Origin of the sequence: Lentibacillus kimchii (assembly GCF_042666895.1) — a bacterium.
In the GTDB taxonomy this organism is placed as follows: domain Bacteria; phylum Bacillota; class Bacilli; order Bacillales; family Amphibacillaceae; genus Lentibacillus; species Lentibacillus kimchii.
Window position 1 is genome coordinate 1 of sequence record NZ_JBHTGR010000010.1, and the last position, 19,652, is coordinate 19,652.

Below are 19,652 nucleotides of genomic sequence, written 5' to 3' on the forward strand. Positions count from 1 at the left end.
ACGGCTGGGTAGCTACGTGTGGTCAGGATAAGTGCTGAAAGCATCTAAGCATGAAGCCCCCCTCAAGATGAAACTTCCCATCACGTCCAGTGAGTAAGATCCCTTAAAGACGATGAGGTTGATAGGTCCGGGGTGGAAGCGTGGTGACACGTGAAGCTGACGGATACTAATCGATCGAGGACTTAACTAACAGAATGTAGCTTGATGGTTCTCTTATTTAGTTTTCAGGGTGCAAAGGTTAAAAAACCTGTTGCATTTTGAGTTAAAAATGCTTATAATGGTTATGTGATTTCAAAATCAATATAAAGTCTGGTGACGATGGCGGAGAGGACACACCTGTTTCCATGCCGAACACAGCAGTTAAGCTCTCCAGCGCCGATGGTAGTTGGGGTTTGACCCCTGCAAGAGTAGGACGTTGCCAGGCTTTTATTATATTCATTAGTGTGATATTATTTGGTTAGGCAGTCATTATGAACTGCACACAATGTAAGTTATACATATTTTTATTCCACAGTAGCTCAGCGGTAGAGCCCTCGGCTGTTAACCGAGTAGCCGCAGGTTCGAATCCTGCCTGTGGAGCCATTATTTTGCTTCCATAGCTCAGTCGGTAGAGCGCTTCCATGGTAAGGAAGAGGTCATCGGTTCGAGTCCGATTGGAAGCTCTTTTCGTTTATTGTGCGTTAAGGCGTTGGTATAACAACGCCTTGGCGCTTTTTTTGATCTAAAAAAGCTATGTTTCTGTTCTGCTAATAAGATTAATTCCAGGGAAGATTATCTTTTATAGACATCCAGCTTCGTAGTGTTTTAATCATGATCATCCTCCACAAACGTTTCTAAATGAAGTTGACAGATGCAGAAAGTCATTATAAAATATAATAACGTTTAATATGTTAATAATGATATAAACGCTGTTAATGGTTACGATAAAACGTAACAAATCTTGTTATTCCTCAGGAAAAGAGGTGCCACTGTGGAAGATAATCAAAGTAACATGAATCAGGACAAAAATGAAGAAAAAGTTGATCAGGCAGAAAGCATTATGGTTAATACGATTTCTGAGACAATGGATCTCTATGGTGTTACACCTTCTGTCGGACGGCTGTATGGCACGATGTATTTTAAACATCAGCCGATTACCCTGGATCAGATGAAGCAGGAGCTTGGAATGAGTAAGCCGAGTATGAGTACATCGGTTCGGAAACTCCAGGATATTAATATTGTTCAAAAGGTATGGCAAAAAGGGTCAAGAAGAGATTCCTTTATAGCTGAGAAAAACTTTTTTAATTATTTTTCCCAGTTTTTTGGTATGAAGTGGGAACGAGAAGTGGGGATGTTTCTGACGAGCATTCATAGTTCCCAAAAACAGCTCAAACAGGTGATCGACGATAGTGAGACACCTGAACAAGTGCGTCAAAGAGCTGAACTGGATTATCAGCAGCTTGATGAAGCTAAGATCTATTATCATTGGCTTGAGCGGTTGACCCAGCTAACGAAATCTGGAGAGATTTTTAATTATATTCCCATAGAAGATGTGGACAGAAGAGATTAGAAGCTAAAGATTATCTTCTTCTTTGACTGAGGATTCGCGATCAAAATGGTTTGGCAACTTGGAGCGCAGGCACGATTACGAGTCTGCCGCTAATAACATTTGCGATTGTGTCACCGCTTGCCCCGAGAATTGGGAGACGCCTGGGTAATTTCCCGGCGATTATTAAAGAAAATTTCCCGCATAGAGTCGGCCGCATGACAAGTGCGTACTCGACATCTATGGCGGTGTTTGCGGCGACCGCTTCAGGGGTGTTCGTTCCGTTGATAAAAAATGCCGGCATGGGCTGGGAACTCGCATTGTTGTCGTGGGGGATTCTGGCTTTAGCCGCCATTATTGTGTGTCTATTTGTTATCAGGAAAGATACACCCGAAGCTAAGGAAAACAATATGGAAGACGATGCAGATGCACCAGTAGAAGGCAGCTTATTGAAGTCGCCATTGGCTTGGCAGGTTACTTTTTTTATGAGATGGTTTCTTGGCTGCTGGGGTGAGTGGACGGTATCGATTTTTATACTGGTGATTGTGTCTGTGCTGCTGACGCTGGCAGGGCTTGGAGCAGGACGCGACAAGTGTGTGTAACCGAGTAACATTCCATTGTGGGTAGGTTTACTGGGTAAGATGTCATGGATCTGTCACACAATTTCATACAATATGAGTTATAATAGATTGATTACTAGGAATCAAACATATAAGGAGCTTGTATGATACAGTTGGATGACAGCAATTTGGGCCTCTTAGCTCATAAGCTTGAACAAAAGAGACAGCAGCTGGTTGATACGGCAGCTGTTCAAGGGATGGAAAATGAGGAGACACTGAGCATCAGTCAGGAACTTGATCGTCTCATTCTTGCTTACCAAAAGAGTAAAGGCGATTAGCAGCAATCAGCATGATATATCCTGCTTCAGCAGCTGGTCATCCGGCCTACTATAATCCGTAAAAAAACGCTCATCCTTTGATGAGCGTTTTTTATTGGGTTGGGAAGTTAGGCTGTATCTTTGCTGCAGCGTGATAAGTCGCGCGAGGCGCCTGAATTTGATCGAGCAGCGTCCCAAAGTCGATCGAGGAACACCGGAATTCGATCGAGCACCACCCAAAGTCGATCGAGGGGCACTGGAATTCGATCGAGCAGCGCCCAAAGTCGATCGAGGGGCACTGGAATTCGATCGAGCAACACCCAAAATCGATCGAGGAACACCGGAATTCGATCGAGCAGCGCCCAAAGTCGATCGAGGAGCACTGGAATTCGATCGAGCACCACCCAAATTCGATCGAGGAACACCGGAATTCGATCGAGCAGCGCCCAAAGTCGATCGAGGAGCACTGGAATTCGATCGAGCACCACCCAAATTCGATCGAGGGGCACTGGAATTCGATCGAGCAGCGCCCAAAGTCGATCGAGGGGCACTGGAATTCGATCGAGCAGCGCCCAAAGTCGATCGAGGAACACCGGAATTTGATCGAGCAGCGCCCAGGGCCGCGCGAGGCGCACCGAACAGAACGCGAGCACCGCCCCAATCCGCGCGAGGCGCACGGAACAGAGCGCGAGCATCATCTCAATCCGCGCGAGGCGCACTGAATAGAGCGCGAGCACCACTCCAATCCGCGCGAGCAGCACCCAAAATTAAGCGAGCACAGCCCCAATCTCGCGCGGGGCTGTGCTCGCAATGTTGTCCGTCACCTTAATCATGCAGATTTCTAGTTTACTTCCATATTCTGTGTCATATCTTTTGTGTAGGTGATGATGCTTGCGGCAATTGCTTCGGTATCGAACATGACTTCGGGGCCGTTTGGCCGGATGTCCAGCACGTTCAGAACGCCTTCTGAGTCGATGCTGATATGGCAGGCCATTTCGGTGATGACTTCGCCGTATATGTGCCGCATTTGCTCAGCTGTCTGTATTGTAAGCCTTTCGATCTGTTGCTCGAGCTGGTCCGCCGTGTCCGTTTCGTATTGCTGGGCCAGAAATTCGCCGGGGGCGGTTTGCCGTGCTGTTTCTGCAAAGCCGTCAACGAGTTGCCAGGTACCGTTTAAGCGCGAGGCGTGTGTGTAAATGGTGAACGGCGTCCCCTCGTCAGTCTGTGAACGGGTATCCTGCAGGACGACGAGGCGTTTTTTCTTGAGCCATTCGTTCCATTTATGCCGTAAGGGCAGCTCGTTGAAGGTTTGACTGGTGTTTCCCTGGCTGATAGTCATTTGGCCGTCTGCGCGTTTTTCAGCGCGTTGGGTGTTGCCTCGGGCCGGGCCTTGCTCCGGTTTAAGCAATATGCTGCCGTATGTTTCGATGAACCGGAAAATGTCGCGTGTGCTGCCAACGCGCTGCCAGGGCGCCATGGTGGTTTCTGGATCGGCGCTTTGCAGCTGCTCATACAGCTCAGAGCGGGTATGCCGCAAGCCGGGCCATTCGTTGGTGAATAGGCTCGTTTCCAGTTCTTCGTAAATCCAGCTGGCATTGGCATTTCCCCGGAGTTTCAGACGATCCATAATAACATCCGGATAGCTGACGATTTTCGGAACCCATGCGTCATCCTCATAAAAGTGGCCGCGAATCAGCATCTCATCCGCATCAATATCGGCCGGCGTGAAGGAAAAAAGCGTTATGCCTTCGTCCGCGGCTTTCGCGATCATGTCCCGGGTCAGATTATCATAAACAAGTTTGCCGGTTAACAGCGCTACTGACGGCTGGTCTGTGTCTTGCATAACAGGGAGATCCGCACGCCTTGCCTGAAACTGCTGGCTGTTGTTATTTCTGGGCTCGGTGCGGACAATGCCATTTTCTGCGATATATTTGGCATAAGCGACCGTGTTCACAGCGCGTTTCGCTTCATGAAAGGCGGTCTGCGGACCATTATTCGCTTCATGCATCCAGTACCGGCCGTTTTCATCGATCGCAAAATCCAGTCCCAATTCATCCAGGGCCAGATTGTACAATTTATCGAGATGGCGGGTCACATTTAGGGACAATTCCAAAATGTCCTGTTCATACGTCGCCCCGAGCTGCTCGCCGTATTCCTGCTGGAGAAATGTATGGAAGTCCTCGACGTGCCCGTCTGTTGCGACGTTGCTCAAATTGCTCCGCTTGTTGCCGATACGCGGATAAATATGTGTGAGCACCCATTTGCCTTCGCCGTCCTTCTGCACATGCGCACGGATATGGTAAGGCTCGTCATCCTTCGTGCGTGTATGAATGTAGCGCTGCACAATATAGCCGCCCTGTTTCTTTAAAATCACGTTTTCCAGCCACTTATCAAAATCATCCTGTCCGAGGATCTGTTCTTTCTTATGAGCCTGCACGTGATAACGTTTGCCTGTTTTCGTGACAAAGAAAATGTTTTCCCCGCGGTTGCTTCCGAGCGCTTTGAAAACGACGCGCGCATGCTTGTCCATAAAGTCGTGAATGCCCTTGATACTGCGGCATGGCTGAAATGGGACGAGCAGATCTGCATATTGACGGTACTGCAGCATGCGTTTCGGCAAAAACAATTTATTGTCCACGTGAAAGGTCGTAAACGGAATCATGCGTCGCAATTTCCGTTCCGCATGTGCTCGCTGGCCGGTGCCCACATTATTGATCACGTCCGGGAACGAGGCCGTTACACGCTGCCAGCCGCCATTCTGATACGTATCCGCTGCGATTGTCTGCTCGGCAAAGTCCACGTCAGCCGATGTGAAAAAATACAGCTGGGCGTGCTGCTGCTCGCTTGCCTCAACCATTGCCTGAATCCGTTCATCTGTGTAAATGTCGAGCGGATTTCTGAATGCGGCAAACACACCGATGGCACACGGCTTGTCTGGCTCAGTCGTACTGCCGATTTCCGCGTTCAGCGTGGTGTAAATCGACTTGATCAGCGGCCGAACAGTAAACTGCAGCATGCCGCTGATTTCGGCGAGATTCCCCGCCTGCAGCAGCCGGGTCATATTCAAAACGTGTTGTTCCAATTTATCGATTTGTCCGGATAGATCGGGATCTTGCACTTCTTTGATCGCAGGACGGATCGCCGCAATCCCGTCCACCAGCGAACTTAATGTAAAAATGCTCTGCTGGATTTCTTTCGCTTTGACTAATGTGTGCAAGTGTTCACCTGCCTCCAGCAATGTCTGGGAAAGATTGATCACTTGCTTCTCCTGCTGGCCAGTTAATGCTGACATAGCATTCGCTCCTCTGAATGATGATTGCGTTTCTTCTATTACTAGTATCGGCAATGAAACGGGTGAGGTAAAGGGAAAAGGCGAGATTCTTAGAGAGGTTTGCATGTGTTTGGCGAGATTGCTTAGGGTGACGTTTCTTTAATTTACTAAAAATTTTGCTATGTTATAATCACGATAGTGTCATGAGGTTTTCATGGGTGGTGGCTCACTCCCTTTTTCTTTCTTATAGAAAGGGGGTGACGCTGATGACAGTTTTCGAATCATTAATTGTGATGATTTCGTTTGCAACATTAATTGTTGCAATTCTGTCAGAAAAAAAGTAACCACCCTTGAGCCTTGACAAGCGCAGGGGGTTACCTTTACCCACGTGAGTCACCCCTTTGAAGGGCATGACACACAAGGCCGTGTGGTGTATCAGCACCACTCGGTCTTTATTATGATAGTGTTAATTACATGTTATTATACACCATTTGCTGACGTAATCAAACTAAAATACGGTGAAGCCACTGGCAAAAGGTGCTATAGTGGTAATGATGAACAGAAAGGGCGATTCGATGTAGATCACGGGCTGTTTCATCATCTGATCCGCAAGGGTGCCCATTTTATTGTGTAAAGAAATATCGATCGTTATTATTTATTAATTAAAACTAAAGTTATAATGAGGAGGTCTATATGCCGATCCATTTTGGGGTTACAGTTTTTCCGGGAAAATGGGGACTCAAATTAACTCGTGAAAAATATGCCTTAATTAATAAAAGAAACTCTTTAGGGAAATTCAAAAATATGTTGCACGCATATGAAGATGAGAAGGGTAAATTTTACACTGATGAATGGTGTTTGAAACATCAGAGTAATTGTTTAAGAAATTTTGATTTACATATGAAATTTTATCATCAATTAAATCACGATAAATTTGAAAGTGAAATACAAGCATTCAAAGATAAATATCCAATGTTTCAAGATATTACGGATTTGAATAATTATGATCAACGTGCTGGATATTATGTAATGATATTAGATGAATATTGCCAAGTATATGTGGGTACATCCGGCAATATTAAAGAGCGTATAAGAAAACATTGGGGAAATAGTAAACCGTTCGATAGGTTACTATTTCCTATAGGTGCAGTTGATACTTCAGTTATGTCAATTGATTCTTTTAGATCTTTAGATACTACCAGAATTCTTGTTTATGAAACAGAAGAGACTTACACAACCGAGGATGAATATATTTCTTTCTTTTCACCAGAGTTTATTAGCAATAGAATATCAGGTGGAAAATTTAATGGCAGTATATTGGAATTTATTGAAAAGATGATTACAAAGAATAGAAGAGATTTTAGTGAATAAAGCAGTTAAGAGTTTATTAAATACATATAAGCTTAACCTAGGCATGCACGGTCATTCATGGAATAATCGGCTTTTTTAAACGTGTCCACTATCTTTAATAATGATGTCTGGATTGTAGCAAGCTTGTGCAAGACTAAATGAGTTCAATCTTTTTCATGAAAATAAAAAAGAAGTTTCAAAGTAGGTGAGCAAAAGCAGCCGTACTTTTTTATCGCTGGCGGTGCATATGACATAGGCTTCTTATCTTTTATCCATTTAAATGCCTCCCCCGAGATCACTGTTCCTTATGGAAAACATATACATAAACTATATTCAAAAAATTTGTGCAGGAAAATTTGGTTATGTTTTTCTGCATTCCAATGTGCATCAACAAAGGGAGGGTCATGCGGCAGCCGATGGCACAAACATTAAGGGAGAGGGACAATCATTCAATTAACTTATAAAATACGTTTAGCAGCTTTATCAGTGTTACTGCTTACGTTTGGATTGGCCGCGTGCAGCAATGATCAGGAAGGCGAGGCTGCACAGGATAAGGCGGTTGACAGCGATGACGATAAGACCATAACGATCGGACAGGATCCATACGATTTTGCGACGGTGCCAGCTTACTTGTCCAAAGAGATTTTGGAACGGGAAGGCTATGATGTCGAAATTGAGGTAGCCGATGTCGGTATCTTGTATCAATCGTTGTCCAATGGAGATATTGATGCCTTTGTTGATGTCTGGGCACCTGGTTTGCAAAAAGAGTATCTGGAAAAATACGAAGGTGATTTCAAGATAGCGGGAACGCTCTATTCGGATATGCCATACGGTGTCGCTGTTCCTGACTATTTGGAAGATATCGATTCAATTGAGGATGTTAAAGAACATCCAGAAAAATTTGACGGTAAGATCTATGCGATTGAACCTGGAAGCGGCATGTCCAAAACGACCGAAAGAATGGTCGATGAATATAACATGGCTGATTTTGAGGTGCAAAACAGCAGTTCACAGGCCATGGTGGCGAAGGCTGTCGATTCCTTTGAAGATGGAGAACCCATTGTGTTTGATGCGTGGCGTCCGCATCCGATGTTTATGAAGATGGATCTTAAGTTTTTAGATGATCCTAAGGACGTCTGGCATTTAGATGATGTGCATATCGGTGTGACGAATGACCTGGAGAATGCGTCACCTTTCGCCTATACGGTGTTTGCGAATATGGATTTAACGCTGGATATGGTTGAGAAATGGCAAAACAGTATGAAATTTGATGACGAAAAACCTGAGGATCTGGCTGAGGAATGGATTGACGATCATCCGGATAAGGTTGATGAATGGCTGGAAAAATAGCCATACAAAAGCCGCCCACACGACGTGAGCGGCTTTTGTATGTCCGTAACCCAATGTCTGATCCCATATCAAAGATTTTGTCGAGAAGGTTTGACAAAATAAAATACTTTGATATAATAAATCTTGAAGTAAAGATAAATGAACGAAGGGGTGTTTAGGATATGGAATCAGCGTCCGGGAATGATGAAAAAGATCTCTCCTTAAAGTGTTTTGTTGTATTATCGCGCGCAAGTCACGCTGTCATGGAGCAAGATCGGCAGAATATTAAGCAGTATGGCCTTTACCCCGCAGAATTTGGTGTTTTGGAACTTTTGCATCACAAGGGAGAACAGGCCATTCAGCAGATCGGCAAGAAAATACTGCTGACCAGCGGCAGTATAACGTATGTCATTGATAAACTGGAGAAAAAAGGGTTTTTAGAAAGAAAACCCAGCCCAGAGGATCGCCGTGTAACCTATGCCTCTATCACAGAGCAGGGGGAAATGCTTATGAATAATATATTTCCGAAACAGGAGGAAGCTGTCAATGACATGTTTAGTGCACTGACCTATGATGAAAAGCATGAACTCAAAGCATTGTTGAAGAAATTAGGTCTGTCGCAGCAAGCTTAACAATAACTTTTGCTATATATAAAAATAATTGAAGGGGTTTTTAAATTGGTTTCTTATGGTGTAACAGCAAGTATTGGTTTACTGATTATTCGATTAATGGTTGGTTTGACGTTTATAGGGCACGGATCGCAGAAATTATTCGGATGGTTTAATGGGGGCGGTATAAAAGGCACTGCTGGTTTCTTTGAATCCATCGGGATAAAACCTGGTGCTGCTATGGCTGTAATGGCGGGATTATCGGAAGTTGGCGGAGGACTATTATTAGCTTTGGGCTTTTTGACACCATTGGCTTCTTTGCTAATCATCGGGGCAATGCTGATGGCCATTATAAAAGTGCATGGCCCCAATGGGTTTTGGAGTAGTAACGGCGGCTTTGAATATAACCTGATTATTATAGCTGTAGCAATAGGCATCGCCCTGGTTGGTCCAGGTGCTTATGCTATAGACGCGTTAATTTTCTAAAGGTGAATGATTAAACTAAATACCTGTGAACAGGAGGACTGGATAATGAAAGGATTAAAAGGCATTCATCATGTAACAGCCATTACAAGCAGTGCCGAGAAGAACTATGAATTTTTCACGTATATTTTGGGTATGCGTCTCGTGAAGAAAACGGTGAATCAGGATGATATCGGGACGTATCACTTATTCTTTGCCGATGATACAGGCAATCCGGGGACAGATATGACATTTTTTGATTTTCAAGGTGCTCCAAAAGGAACGCATGGCACAAATGAAATCGGAAGAATAGCCTTCCGTGTACCAAGTGATGAGGCCTTAGATTATTGGCTGCGCCGGTTTGATCGTCTGCAGGTTGAACACAATGGTATTCAAACGGAATTTGATAAAAAGGTTCTCCCATTCGTTGATTTTGATGGTCAGCAATATCAATTGATTTCGGATGAAAATAACAGCGGTGTGACAGCAGGAACGCCGTGGGAAAAGGGACCAATACCAGAAGCGTATGCCATTGCGGGACTAGGACCCATACGCGTTTTAACGGATGATTATCAGGGTTTTAAACACATTATAGAAAATGTTTTAGGTTTTGAAGAAATGGCTCATGAGGGTTCTGATCATTTATTTGAAATCGGCGAAGGTGGTAACGGCGCACAAGTGATTGTAGAATATAACACCAGCCTGCCGGTTGCTCGCCAAGGCTATGGGACCGTTCACCATTCTGCTTTCCGTGTAGAAGATCGTGACGGGCTTGATGAGTGGATTGCGTATATGCAGCATACCGGTCTTCCAAATTCGGGCTATGTTAATCGTCACTTTTTTGAATCCTTATATCTAAAGGTTCCCTCCCAAATTCTGTTTGAAATTGCGACAGATGGGCCTGGCTTTATGGGTGACGAGCCTTATGAGACGCTTGGTGAAACATTATCTTTACCACCAGCCCTGGAACCAAAACGCGAGAAAATTGAAAGCTATGTGCGTCCGATTGATACAGTCAGAAGCACTAAAGATTTTATAAAAGAACGGGAATGATAAAAGACTTTGAAAAGGAGGGAGAAAGTGTGGAAGCAATCAAAAGGATTCATCATATCTCAGCTATTGTCGGAGATCCAAATGAAAACTTAAGATTTTACCGGGATGTATTAGGCCTTCGACTCGTTAAACAAACCGTTAATTTTGATGATCCGGGCGTTTATCATTTATATTTCGGCGATTATCATGACACACCTGGAACCATTATTACATTTTTCCCATGGACAAATGACAATTATGGGAGAAAGGGCAGTGGACAAGTTGGAAGGATTGCATTTAGAGTACCGAAAGATAGTATGGATCACTGGCATGACCATCTAACGAAACAAAATATCCACGTGGAAAAAACACAATTATTTGGTCAGGATACACTTGAGTTTGATGATATACATGGCCTTGAACTTGCGATTGTTGAAGGTGACACAGCAGCAAATCAACCTGATATCCTTTCTTTTCATGGAGCCGTTTTATTATCAGCCAATCCAGATGGAACTGAAAACTTGCTTACCGATATGATGGGTTTGAAAAAACTGGCTAGTCCGAATGACCATCGTCATTATGAAACTGTGGGGGAGGAGAAGCATCATATTATGACGTCTATGCCACCACAATCCAGAGGACGCTTTGGGATTGGAACGGTCCATCACATCGCTTGGTCTGTTCCGGATGTTGAGGTATTAGAAGAATGGCAATCCAGTCTTCAAGAAGAAGGGTTTAGAACAACGGTCATAAAAGATAGACATTATTTTAACTCTGTGTATATACCTGAAAAAGGGAACGTTATTTTTGAATTAGCGACAGACGGCCCAGGGTTTGATTTGGATGAGGACAAAGCGTCGCTTGGAACCGCATTGAAATTACCGGAACAATATGAACATAAAAGGCAAGAATATGAAACATTATTGCCTGAATTGGACATATAAACGGGTGAATAACATGTTGAACTTCTCACCCCAAGCACTGACGTCTAAAGAGAAAAAGAAATTCCTTATTGGTTCTGTCATTCCTAGACCAATCGCCCTTGTGTCGACGATTTCCAACAAGGGGATTGTGAATATCGCACCGTTTAGTTATTTCAACATCGCGACGTATGATCCACCTATACTATCTATCGCTGTACAGCGTATAGACCAAAGTCCGAAAGATACGGCGAGAAATATTTTCGAAAACAAGGAAGCTGTCGTTCAGATGGTTGATACAGATAATGTAGCAGCGACAAACAAAACGTCAGCTCCCTTGGATGCGGAAAAAAGTGAACTTGATATATCAGAATTTACAACGACGGATTCACATACGATTCGTGTTCCAGGGATTAATGAAACGAAAGTGAGATATGAGGTGGAACTATATGATTCGATGGTCGTGTATAATGAACAAAATCTTCCAACTGCAGATTTGTTGTTGCTGAAAGTAAAACATTATCATATAGACGAAGCTATTTATCAGCAAGGGTATATTGATCCACTAAAATTAAATGCCGTCAGTCGACTTGCGGGAAATGATTATGCTGAAGTTGGAAATATCTTTACAATTGAACGGCCGTAACTATATGAAAAGGAGTGATAAGGATGGAATATATTTATCGGGAACAGAAAAAAGGGGCACCCGTGTTTGTGTTACTCCACGGCACCGGCGGTACAGAAACAGACTTGATTCCTCTTGCAGAAATGCTCGACTCTGAATATAACATTTTAGGCATCAGAGGGAATGTCCAGGAAAATGGTATGAACAGATTCTTCAAGCGTTATGGAGAAGGCCAGTATGACTGGGAAGATTTAGCCTTTCGTGGAGAAGAGCTTTATGATTTCATCGTGGAAAAGGCAAAAGAATATGCATTTAAGCTGGAAGACACTGTACTTGTTGGTTTTTCTAATGGATCTAACATTGCTATACAGATGATGCTGCAACACCCTCATACATTTAAAAAAGCAGCTTTATTCGCACCATTATATCCGACAAGTGTTACAGAAAAACAAGATTTCAGTGATGTAGATGTATTTCTTTCGCTTGGCGTGGGCGACCCGATTGTATCAGAAGCAGAAAGCAATCGTGTGATTGATCTCTTTAAAGAAAGAAATGCCAACGTCACAACAACCTGGGTTAAAGGACACAATCTATCCCAGGATGCTGCTCTAAAAGCAAGGGAATGGCTAAGCTAAAAGGTTCAGGCCTCAAAAGATGGAAGCTGCAAGTATGAAATCAAAAAGAAACCAATTTATTGGAGGCGATTAATATGGCAAACGCAGTATGGAACGTGGACAAGGTACACAGTGTAATAGGATTTTCAGTGAAGCACATGATGATTTCAAATGTGAAAGGTACTTTTGACGAATTTGAAGGGACAGCAGAAGCAGATACAAACGATTTAACAGATGCTTCAATTGAGGTGAAAATCGATACAAACAGTATTAATACCCGGAAAGAAGATCGAGATGAGCATCTGCGATCAGCTGATTTTTTTGATGTAGAGAATCATCCTTATATAACATTTAAAGCAACCGACATCGAGAAAAAATCGAATGATCGTTATGATGTTACAGGCGACTTTACGATTAGAGGGGTCACACAATCCGTAACATTCGACGTCGTGTTTGAAGGCGAGGCCAAAGACCCCATGACTGGAGATGAAGCAGCTGGGTTTACGGGAAGTACAAAAATTAGTCGAAAAGACTTTGGTTTAACTTGGAACGCAGCACTTGAAACAGGTGGCGTTGTCGTAGGCGATGAAATAAAAATTGATATTGAGATTCAATTACGTAAGTAAACCTGTCATGCGGGAAAACATCCGCCCGTGCCGGAGCATCTTGCTAGACAGCCGACAGATCGATCCAGACTGTTGGTGTTGGATGCAGCCGAAGACCAGCATGGAATAAGAAGCATACATGGTTGACAAAATATCATATTTTGATATAATGAATCTTGAAATCAAGATGAATCAAACAAGAATAATTAAAGAAACTTATATTCAGAAAGGAAGATAAATATGTCTGATCTTAATTTAGCCATTGTTTATGATAGTTCATCCGGGGGTAACGTCACATTAGCAAACACGGCAGCAGAGGCAGCCGAAGAAGCGGGAGCGAATGTTAAGGTAGCCAAAGTGGCCAAAATTGCTCCGAAGTCAGATATCGTCCCAAATGACGCTTGGGACGCCAACCAGGAAGCAACTAAAGCTATTCCGGAAGCCGAAATCGATGATTTGCTGTGGGCCGATGCCATCATCTTCAGTACGCCGACCCGCTTTGGCAACATTTCAGCTCATATGAAACAATTCCTTGATCAGGCAGGTCCTGCATGGGGAGAAGGAAAACTTGCTAATAAAGTCGTCAGCGCGATGACGTCAGCGCAAAACCCGCACGGTGGTCAGGAACAAACCATTCGTTCGCTCTATGCTACCATGATGCATTGGGGTGCCATCATTGCTGCACCAGGGTATACAGATGGTTCAATCTTTGCAGCTGGCGGTAATCCATACGGTACAAGTGTGACGATCGACCCGCAAGGCAACTGGGTTGAAGACGTTACAGATGCTGTCAAACATCAGGCAAAACGTACTGTTCAGGTTGGTAAATGGGTTAAGCAAGGACAAGCGAATGAGGCTTAAGGCCATGCAATCTGTTCAGGAAATCCTCTAAAGCATTAGATAAATGACAAAAGCCCGCTTCTGCTTGCTATTAAAGCGTATAAGCGGGTTTTTTTATTGTATTTAAGTTAAGGTTGTCATACGAGCCATTTTTACATACCATACAGTGGAGGTGTTGAAATGGCAATTGTCCAATACACTGATTCTGACGTTGACTTAATGGCGAGAATGATGCGAGCGGAAGCTGTCAGCGAAGGAAAACAGGGCATGCTTTACGTTGGAAATGTTATTGTTAATCGCGATAAGGCGGATTGTCTGGATTTTTCAGACGTCAGAACCATTTCTCAAGTCATTTATCAAGTCCAAGGCAACAATTATGCATTTGAAGCGGTACAAAAGGGGAGTTTATTTTACCGGCCAGCCAGAAATGCTGAAAGGCGACTGGCTAAAAAGAATTTAAAGTATTGGCGGACCCATCCAGCGAAATATGCACTTTGGTACTTTAATCCAGGTGGGGAATGCCCTGACATGTGGTACGGTCAGCCATTTACAGGTCAATTTAAGCAGCATTGTTTTTATGAACCAGCAGCTGGAACCTGTGCCAGTGTTTATTAAGGGCAGGCTGCCGTAATATGCACGATACTAACACTTATTGTAACAATTAAAGCATACAATCAAAAAAGTAACCCATCCTGCTGTGCCTCAATAGGATGGGTTCCTTTTTTCGAAACGGCCACCGCTCATTTTGCGGTAGGTTTATATTTTCTTTATCTCCGATCCCCACAAACCACAAGAAGCCGCTCACACTATGTGAGCGGCTTCTTAACGTCTCTAATCCTATGTCCGGTCCCAGAAACGCTGGCAGGCGATTGCGTGGACGAAGTCATGGGCAAAGTCTGGATTGCTGGCGGCAAAGACCACGCCGGACAGGTTGTTCTCGTGCGTCGGCCGCAGGAAGTGCTGGCCGGTGGTGGCAAGGCCGATCGGTTTGTAGTGCTTATAGGCGGAATGGAGAAAATCCATCACGTCATAGCGGAAACTGGCTTCGCTATGGCGCGGCCGGCCGCCCACGACATAGAGTGAATCATACAGGACCGGATAGGTTGACGTGAAGGTTTTGTTCACCTCAATCGCGGTGCCGTCTGACCCGACGATGGTCCCCAGATGGTCGCTGATTACGTCCATGAACACGCCATTCTGTTTTAATGTATCAAGGGTGTGCCGGACTTCCTCGCCATGGAAGCCATCGTTAATCAGGACACCCACTTTTTGCGTATAGGCGTAATGCGGTGTGTTCGCCTCGCTCAGGCCTGGTGAGCTGTCGTAAACGGGTACATGCGAGCCTTCTGGCGGATTGACCCCGGTGCCGTCAGCGATCGCAGCGGCCATTCCCTGGTCGACGCTGGCGAACATATCGACGACTTGCTGTCTGATGCCCTTGGTTGGTACGTAGCTGAGGTGGAAGATAAAGGTTTCGATGATGTGCTGCTTCTCCACGTGGGTCATGCTGTTCCAGAAAAGCCGCGCCTGGGAAAAGAAGTCATAGAATGACGGTCCCGGCCGTTCGCGTGTTTTATAACCCTGGACTTGCTCGGGATAATGGCTAAAGCCGCCTTGCTCGGGCGGTGTTACATAGGGCGTATTCCCGGCGAGCTGATTGTCTTTATAATTCACGTCATCAACATCGATCTGATGGCGAACATAGCTGTCTTGCTGATTTGTGTTCGCCTCGGCAATCGGCTGGTTGACGGGGATATTGTTGATGTTGCCGGTTCCGAGCCGGTGATAATCGGTATCGCGATAGGCGAAGGAGCGGCCCTGCAGAACGGGATCATTCGTAAAGTTAATGCCCGGTACGAGGGTGGACGGGTCGAATGACGACTGCTCCTCTTCCGCAAAATGATTCTCCACCAGCCGGTTGAGCGTCATTTTACCGATAATCTCGACCGGGATGACATCTTCCGGCCACAGCTTGGTATCATCCAGTATGTCAAAATTATAATTGTATTCCTCGCCCTCTGGAATCATCTGCACGCCGAGTTCGTATTCAGGATAAGCTCCGCACTCAATCGCTTCATGCAGGTCGCGCCGGTGGAAGTCCGGGTCAACGCCGCCGATGATATTCGCTTCATCCAGCATTAGGGAATGGACGCCGAGCACCGGCTTCCAGACAAACCGGACAAAGGTCGACTGCCCCCGGTCGTTAATAAAGCGGAATGTGTTCACTGGCCAGCCTTCCATCATGCGCCAGCTTCTCGGACGGCCGCGTTCGGACATGAGCCACATAATGAAGTGGGCGATCTCCTGATTATTCGCCACATAATCCCAGGCATGCTCGTGGGCGACGGTTGCTTGCGGCACGCCGGTTTTCGGATTCGGCTTCACCGCATGCACGAAGTCCGGAAACTTCATCGCATCCATAATCGAAAAGATGGCAAAGGAAAGCGAGAGCATATCGTAGTTGCCTTCTTGTGTATAAAACTTCGTCGCAAACCCGCGTATGTCGATCGCTGTATCCTTGGAGCCTTTACTGCCGATAAAATTGGAGAACCGGGTAAAGACCGGTGTCTTCGTTCCAGGCTCCTGCAGGAAATGCGCGCGGGTGACGTGCCGCATCGACTTATACAGCTCAAATTCGCCATATGCCCCGTCACCCCGGGCGTGCACGACTTTCTCCGGAATGCGCTCCCGGTTAAAGTGCGACTGCTTCTTATAGAAATGATGATCTTCAAACAATGTCGGTCCGCGCTGGCCGGCTCTTAACGACCAGTTGTCATTCGAAATTTTCTTCCCTGTGTCACTGGTGAGCGGCTTGTTGTAACCGGTGTTTTGTTTATAATACTGGGACAGCTGCTGGTGTTTCGCGTCATTGTAATGGTGGTGATGGTACCCTCCTGATGATCGGTCGTTATCGTGTTCGCTCATGGTATCACCTATCCTTTTCTGAAATGAACTCCAGTTACATCTCTATGTGCTTTTGAAGGGAATATGACCTGACATATTAAATTTTTTAATTGAACATGATATTTTCATCTGTATGACCGTTGTCCTGCATGAAAGGTGACACGCTTTCCGCGGGCATGGCTTCAGCCTCCTCGGAAGAAAACCACTTCCTGCGGGGGTCTTCGACGCACAGGACGTGCTAGTGCAGGCGTTGCGACAGGACGTCGCGAACTTAGCCTGCCTACCTTTTCCCGCAGGAGTCGGTCACCTTTCATTACGGACAACTTGTGACGTTTTGACTAAATAAAGACCAATTCATTAAACTTTTTTCGTTTAAAGGCTTAATCTTTTCCAAATGCTTCCGATATAAGGAGTGAGGTCATCATAGCATGGCCATCACGCAAGTCACATGGACAGGACTTGCCAAACTTAAACATGGAGGTTGATTAATTTGCAAATTAATCATAATATTGCGGCGCTGAATACACAGAATCAGCTGCAGCAAAACAACAATGCGACACAAAGCTCGCTGGAAAAACTGTCATCCGGTATGAAGATCAACAAAGCCGGCGATGACGCGGCAGGTCTCGCGATTTCCGAGAAAATGCGCGGCCAGATTAAAGGCTTGGAAATGGCGGAGAAAAACGCCCAAGACGGCATTTCCCTAGTTCAGACAGCTGAAGGCGCGATGAATGAATCCCACGCGATCTTACAGCGCATGCGTGAACTGTCCGTCCAGTCAGCGAACGACTCGAATTCGCCAGATGACCGCGAGAAACTGCAGAATGAAGTTGATCAACTGTCCAGAGCTCTGGATGATATTTCGAACGATACGGAATTTAACGGCAAGAAGTTGTTGAATGGTGATTTTGCAAAAGGAAACAAGGATCTGACTTTCCATGTTGGTGCAAATGAGGGTCAGAATTTAGCAGTTAATATTGATGATATGAGTGCCAGTTCCCTGAACGTAGGCGGCATTGACGGAGCACAATTTGAGGTAACCGAAAATACCAATAATAATATTGATCAGGGCAAGTACAGTGTTGTGGAGCTTGAGGACGGCGCTACTGTTAAAGATGGTACTGGTTCCCCAAATAACACAGCAAATGTTAGTTATGCACTTCAGAATGAAAATGGTGATATCGCAGCGGTGAGTGATGATGGTGGCAAGACATATAAGAATCTTCAAAACAATGAATCAATTGACGATTTGGCTAGTGGAACACTAGATACGGGTGGTAGTGCAACTACGGATTTTGGTGGTGATCCTGTTATTTCTGGAACCGTAAATTCTACTGCTAGTGGTGCAACCGCAACCGCGACAGTTAGTTCAGGTGTCGATCTTGCTGATGGAACGTATACAGTTGTAGATGACAGCCATGGTGATGTTGATTCTGGTGAATCAGGTTTGCAAAATGATCAAGGAGATGTTGTAGCAATTTCAGGGACGGATGCTGGTGGTGATAAAGGTAAAATATGGAAATCATTTTCTGATACTAGTGAAACGGTGCTAGATACAGATTCAAAAGTAGATGCAGGTGAAGAAATTAAAGTAGGTTCTGGCGACGGACTGAATATTTCAACGCAGACTTCTGCTGATGCAGCTATAGACACCATCCAGGGAGCCATCGATGATGTTTCCGCTGAGCGTTCGAAGCTTGGTGCTGTTCAAAACCGTCTGGATCACACCATCAATAACTTGAGCACATCATCCGAAAACATGACAGCAGCGGAATCTCGTATTCGTGATACGGATATGGCTTCGGAAATGATGGAATTCACGAAGAATAACATCTTGTCTCAAGCATCGCAAAGCATGTTAGCTCAAGCCCAGCAAAGACCTCAAGGTGTTTTACAACTCCTTCAGTAATTTGATGGGAAAGGGCGTCTAATCTGGCAACGGGTTAGAGCATAACTGGGTGAATTGCTGGAAGTTCCTAAAGTGTTTTGTACCACAACGCAGGCTGGAAACAGCGAACGTGACGGTTCAAAAAACAAAACAATGATACAATGGATGATCAGCAGCCAAGCGCCTGTGGTGAAAACCTGGCGAAGGTCCAACGACTAGAATGCACTGCCTAGCGTGAGATAACACGATGGCAATGAGATTCATAGGGTGATAATCATATCATTCGAAGTGCCCAGCACCCTAAACAAAGGGTGAAGATATAGTCTATTCTATGATCGAAAGACATAGCGGCGAAGCAAGCCAACCAACAACCGCAAGGCGTATTGCAGTTACTGCAATAATTGTGGATATAATAAACCCCTCGGAGTTTCTCCCGAGGGGTTTTAAAATTAAGATCTTTTCCGTAAAATCAATCCTTATTTATGGATGCTGCTACTTCACTATAAGCATTACCACCACTCATTCTACTGAAAATCAATCTCTCAATTATTGATCTCCAATCTGGATTAATTCCGTCCCAGTCACTTCCCCAATTATCATTTATGAATTGATATGCTTTATAGGGTTTATTTTCATTTGGTTCAGGGTAACCCAATAGATCTTCCATACATTCTTCTAGAGCAACTACCTTATTTTTATCTCCTACTGCTTTTAAAATCGAATCATTAACTGCAGAAGCGTTCTGTTTTCCCATATCCCTATCATGAATCACAAATGGATCAATACCCAATGTTTTCAGATA

21 protein-coding genes, 2 tRNA genes and 2 rRNA genes are annotated in these 19,652 nt (G+C 44.8%); 22 read left to right on the forward strand and 3 right to left on the reverse strand.

Going from position 1 to position 19,652, the window contains the following annotated elements; translation table 11 throughout:
- The 8 genes from ACFQU8_RS05680 to ACFQU8_RS05715 all read left to right on the forward strand — a co-directional run.
- Nucleotides 1-190 (forward strand): 23S ribosomal RNA (locus tag ACFQU8_RS05680); the annotation flags it as partial.
- A gap of 118 nt (nt 191-308) precedes the next feature.
- Nucleotides 309-424: ribosomal RNA gene (rrf, locus tag ACFQU8_RS05685) — 5S ribosomal RNA — on the forward strand.
- Between the two features lie 83 nt (nt 425-507).
- Nucleotides 508-582 (forward strand) — tRNA-Asn (locus ACFQU8_RS05690).
- Between the two features lie 7 nt (nt 583-589).
- Nucleotides 590-662, forward strand: a tRNA-Thr gene (locus ACFQU8_RS05695).
- 308 nt (nt 663-970) lie between these two features.
- Nucleotides 971-1,549 carry a choline uptake/conversion transcriptional regulator CudC gene (gene cudC, locus ACFQU8_RS05700; protein WP_382358234.1) on the forward strand — a complete coding sequence of 193 codons (579 nt, stop codon included), beginning with the start codon at nt 971-973 and terminating at the stop codon, nt 1,547-1,549.
- A gap of 50 nt (nt 1,550-1,599) precedes the next feature.
- Complete coding sequence (locus tag ACFQU8_RS05705; RefSeq protein ID WP_382358235.1) at nt 1,600-2,127, forward strand: MFS transporter; 528 nt, start codon at nt 1,600-1,602, stop codon at nt 2,125-2,127.
- Between the two features lie 122 nt (nt 2,128-2,249).
- Nucleotides 2,250-2,423, forward strand: a complete 174-nt coding sequence (locus tag ACFQU8_RS05710) for a Spo0E family sporulation regulatory protein-aspartic acid phosphatase (protein WP_382358236.1) — start codon at nt 2,250-2,252, stop codon at nt 2,421-2,423.
- A gap of 157 nt (nt 2,424-2,580) precedes the next feature.
- Nucleotides 2,581-3,231, forward strand: a complete 651-nt coding sequence (locus ACFQU8_RS05715) for a hypothetical protein (protein WP_382358237.1) — start codon at nt 2,581-2,583, stop codon at nt 3,229-3,231.
- Nucleotides 3,232-3,243: 12 nt separating this feature from the next.
- On the opposite strand, the gene ACFQU8_RS05720 is transcribed toward ACFQU8_RS05715, so the two are convergent.
- Nucleotides 3,244-5,694, reverse strand: coding sequence for a YheC/YheD family protein (locus tag ACFQU8_RS05720; RefSeq protein ID WP_382358238.1), 2,451 nt, complete (start codon nt 5,692-5,694; stop codon nt 3,244-3,246).
- Nucleotides 5,695-5,966: 272 nt separating this feature from the next.
- Between ACFQU8_RS05720 and ACFQU8_RS05725 the strand changes: the two genes are divergently transcribed.
- The 13 genes from ACFQU8_RS05725 (at nt 5,967) to ACFQU8_RS05785 (ending at nt 14,673) form a co-directional block, all read left to right on the forward strand.
- Nucleotides 5,967-6,017, forward strand: a complete 51-nt coding sequence (locus tag ACFQU8_RS05725; RefSeq protein ID WP_382358404.1) for a hypothetical protein — start codon at nt 5,967-5,969, stop codon at nt 6,015-6,017.
- Between the two features lie 44 nt (nt 6,018-6,061).
- Nucleotides 6,062-6,307 (forward strand): hypothetical protein, encoded by a 246-nt coding sequence (locus tag ACFQU8_RS05730; protein ID WP_382358239.1) that lies wholly within the window; start codon nt 6,062-6,064, stop codon nt 6,305-6,307.
- Nucleotides 6,308-6,366: 59 nt separating this feature from the next.
- Nucleotides 6,367-7,044, forward strand: coding sequence for a hypothetical protein (locus ACFQU8_RS05735; RefSeq protein ID WP_382358240.1), 678 nt, complete (start codon nt 6,367-6,369; stop codon nt 7,042-7,044).
- A 465-nt stretch (nt 7,045-7,509) separates the two neighbouring features.
- A complete protein-coding gene (locus tag ACFQU8_RS05740; RefSeq protein WP_382358241.1) occupies nt 7,510-8,373 on the forward strand; it encodes a glycine betaine ABC transporter substrate-binding protein in 864 nt (287 codons plus the stop codon).
- A 161-nt stretch (nt 8,374-8,534) separates the two neighbouring features.
- Nucleotides 8,535-8,984, forward strand: coding sequence for a MarR family winged helix-turn-helix transcriptional regulator (locus ACFQU8_RS05745; protein ID WP_382358242.1), 450 nt, complete (start codon nt 8,535-8,537; stop codon nt 8,982-8,984).
- Between the two features lie 45 nt (nt 8,985-9,029).
- Nucleotides 9,030-9,446, forward strand: a complete 417-nt coding sequence (locus ACFQU8_RS05750; protein WP_382358243.1) for a DoxX family protein — start codon at nt 9,030-9,032, stop codon at nt 9,444-9,446.
- A gap of 45 nt (nt 9,447-9,491) precedes the next feature.
- Nucleotides 9,492-10,475 (forward strand): ring-cleaving dioxygenase, encoded by a 984-nt coding sequence (locus tag ACFQU8_RS05755; RefSeq protein ID WP_382358244.1) that lies wholly within the window; start codon nt 9,492-9,494, stop codon nt 10,473-10,475.
- Between the two features lie 29 nt (nt 10,476-10,504).
- On the forward strand, nt 10,505-11,398 hold the full coding sequence (locus ACFQU8_RS05760) for a VOC family protein (RefSeq protein ID WP_382358245.1): 894 nt from the start codon (nt 10,505-10,507) through the stop codon (nt 11,396-11,398).
- Between the two features lie 13 nt (nt 11,399-11,411).
- On the forward strand, nt 11,412-12,020 hold the full coding sequence (locus tag ACFQU8_RS05765) for a flavin reductase family protein (protein ID WP_382358405.1): 609 nt from the start codon (nt 11,412-11,414) through the stop codon (nt 12,018-12,020).
- Between the two features lie 23 nt (nt 12,021-12,043).
- Entirely contained in the window at nt 12,044-12,634 is a 591-nt protein-coding gene (locus tag ACFQU8_RS05770; RefSeq protein WP_382358246.1) for an alpha/beta hydrolase, read from the forward strand.
- A 74-nt stretch (nt 12,635-12,708) separates the two neighbouring features.
- Complete coding sequence (locus ACFQU8_RS05775) at nt 12,709-13,239, forward strand: YceI family protein (RefSeq protein ID WP_382358247.1); 531 nt, start codon at nt 12,709-12,711, stop codon at nt 13,237-13,239.
- 219 nt (nt 13,240-13,458) lie between these two features.
- The gene (locus ACFQU8_RS05780) at nt 13,459-14,079 is read left to right on the forward strand and encodes an NAD(P)H-dependent oxidoreductase (protein ID WP_382358248.1); all 621 of its coding nucleotides are present in this window, start codon (nt 13,459-13,461) and stop codon (nt 14,077-14,079) included.
- Between the two features lie 159 nt (nt 14,080-14,238).
- Nucleotides 14,239-14,673: a cell wall hydrolase gene (locus ACFQU8_RS05785; RefSeq protein WP_382358249.1), complete on the forward strand. Its 435-nt coding sequence runs from the start codon at nt 14,239-14,241 to the stop codon at nt 14,671-14,673.
- A gap of 222 nt (nt 14,674-14,895) precedes the next feature.
- Here ACFQU8_RS05785 and ACFQU8_RS05790 read toward each other — a convergent pair whose 3' ends face one another.
- The gene (locus ACFQU8_RS05790; protein ID WP_382358250.1) at nt 14,896-16,983 is read right to left on the reverse strand and encodes a catalase; all 2,088 of its coding nucleotides are present in this window, start codon (nt 16,981-16,983) and stop codon (nt 14,896-14,898) included.
- Nucleotides 16,984-17,452: 469 nt separating this feature from the next.
- On the opposite strand from ACFQU8_RS05790, the gene ACFQU8_RS05795 reads away from it, so the two are divergent.
- Nucleotides 17,453-18,871, forward strand: coding sequence for a flagellin N-terminal helical domain-containing protein (locus ACFQU8_RS05795; RefSeq protein ID WP_382358251.1), 1,419 nt, complete (start codon nt 17,453-17,455; stop codon nt 18,869-18,871).
- Nucleotides 18,872-19,319: 448 nt separating this feature from the next.
- Here ACFQU8_RS05795 and ACFQU8_RS05800 read toward each other — a convergent pair whose 3' ends face one another.
- Nucleotides 19,320-19,640: a hypothetical protein gene (locus ACFQU8_RS05800; RefSeq protein ID WP_382358252.1), complete on the reverse strand. Its 321-nt coding sequence runs from the start codon at nt 19,638-19,640 to the stop codon at nt 19,320-19,322.
- Nucleotides 19,641-19,652 lie beyond the last annotated feature (12 nt).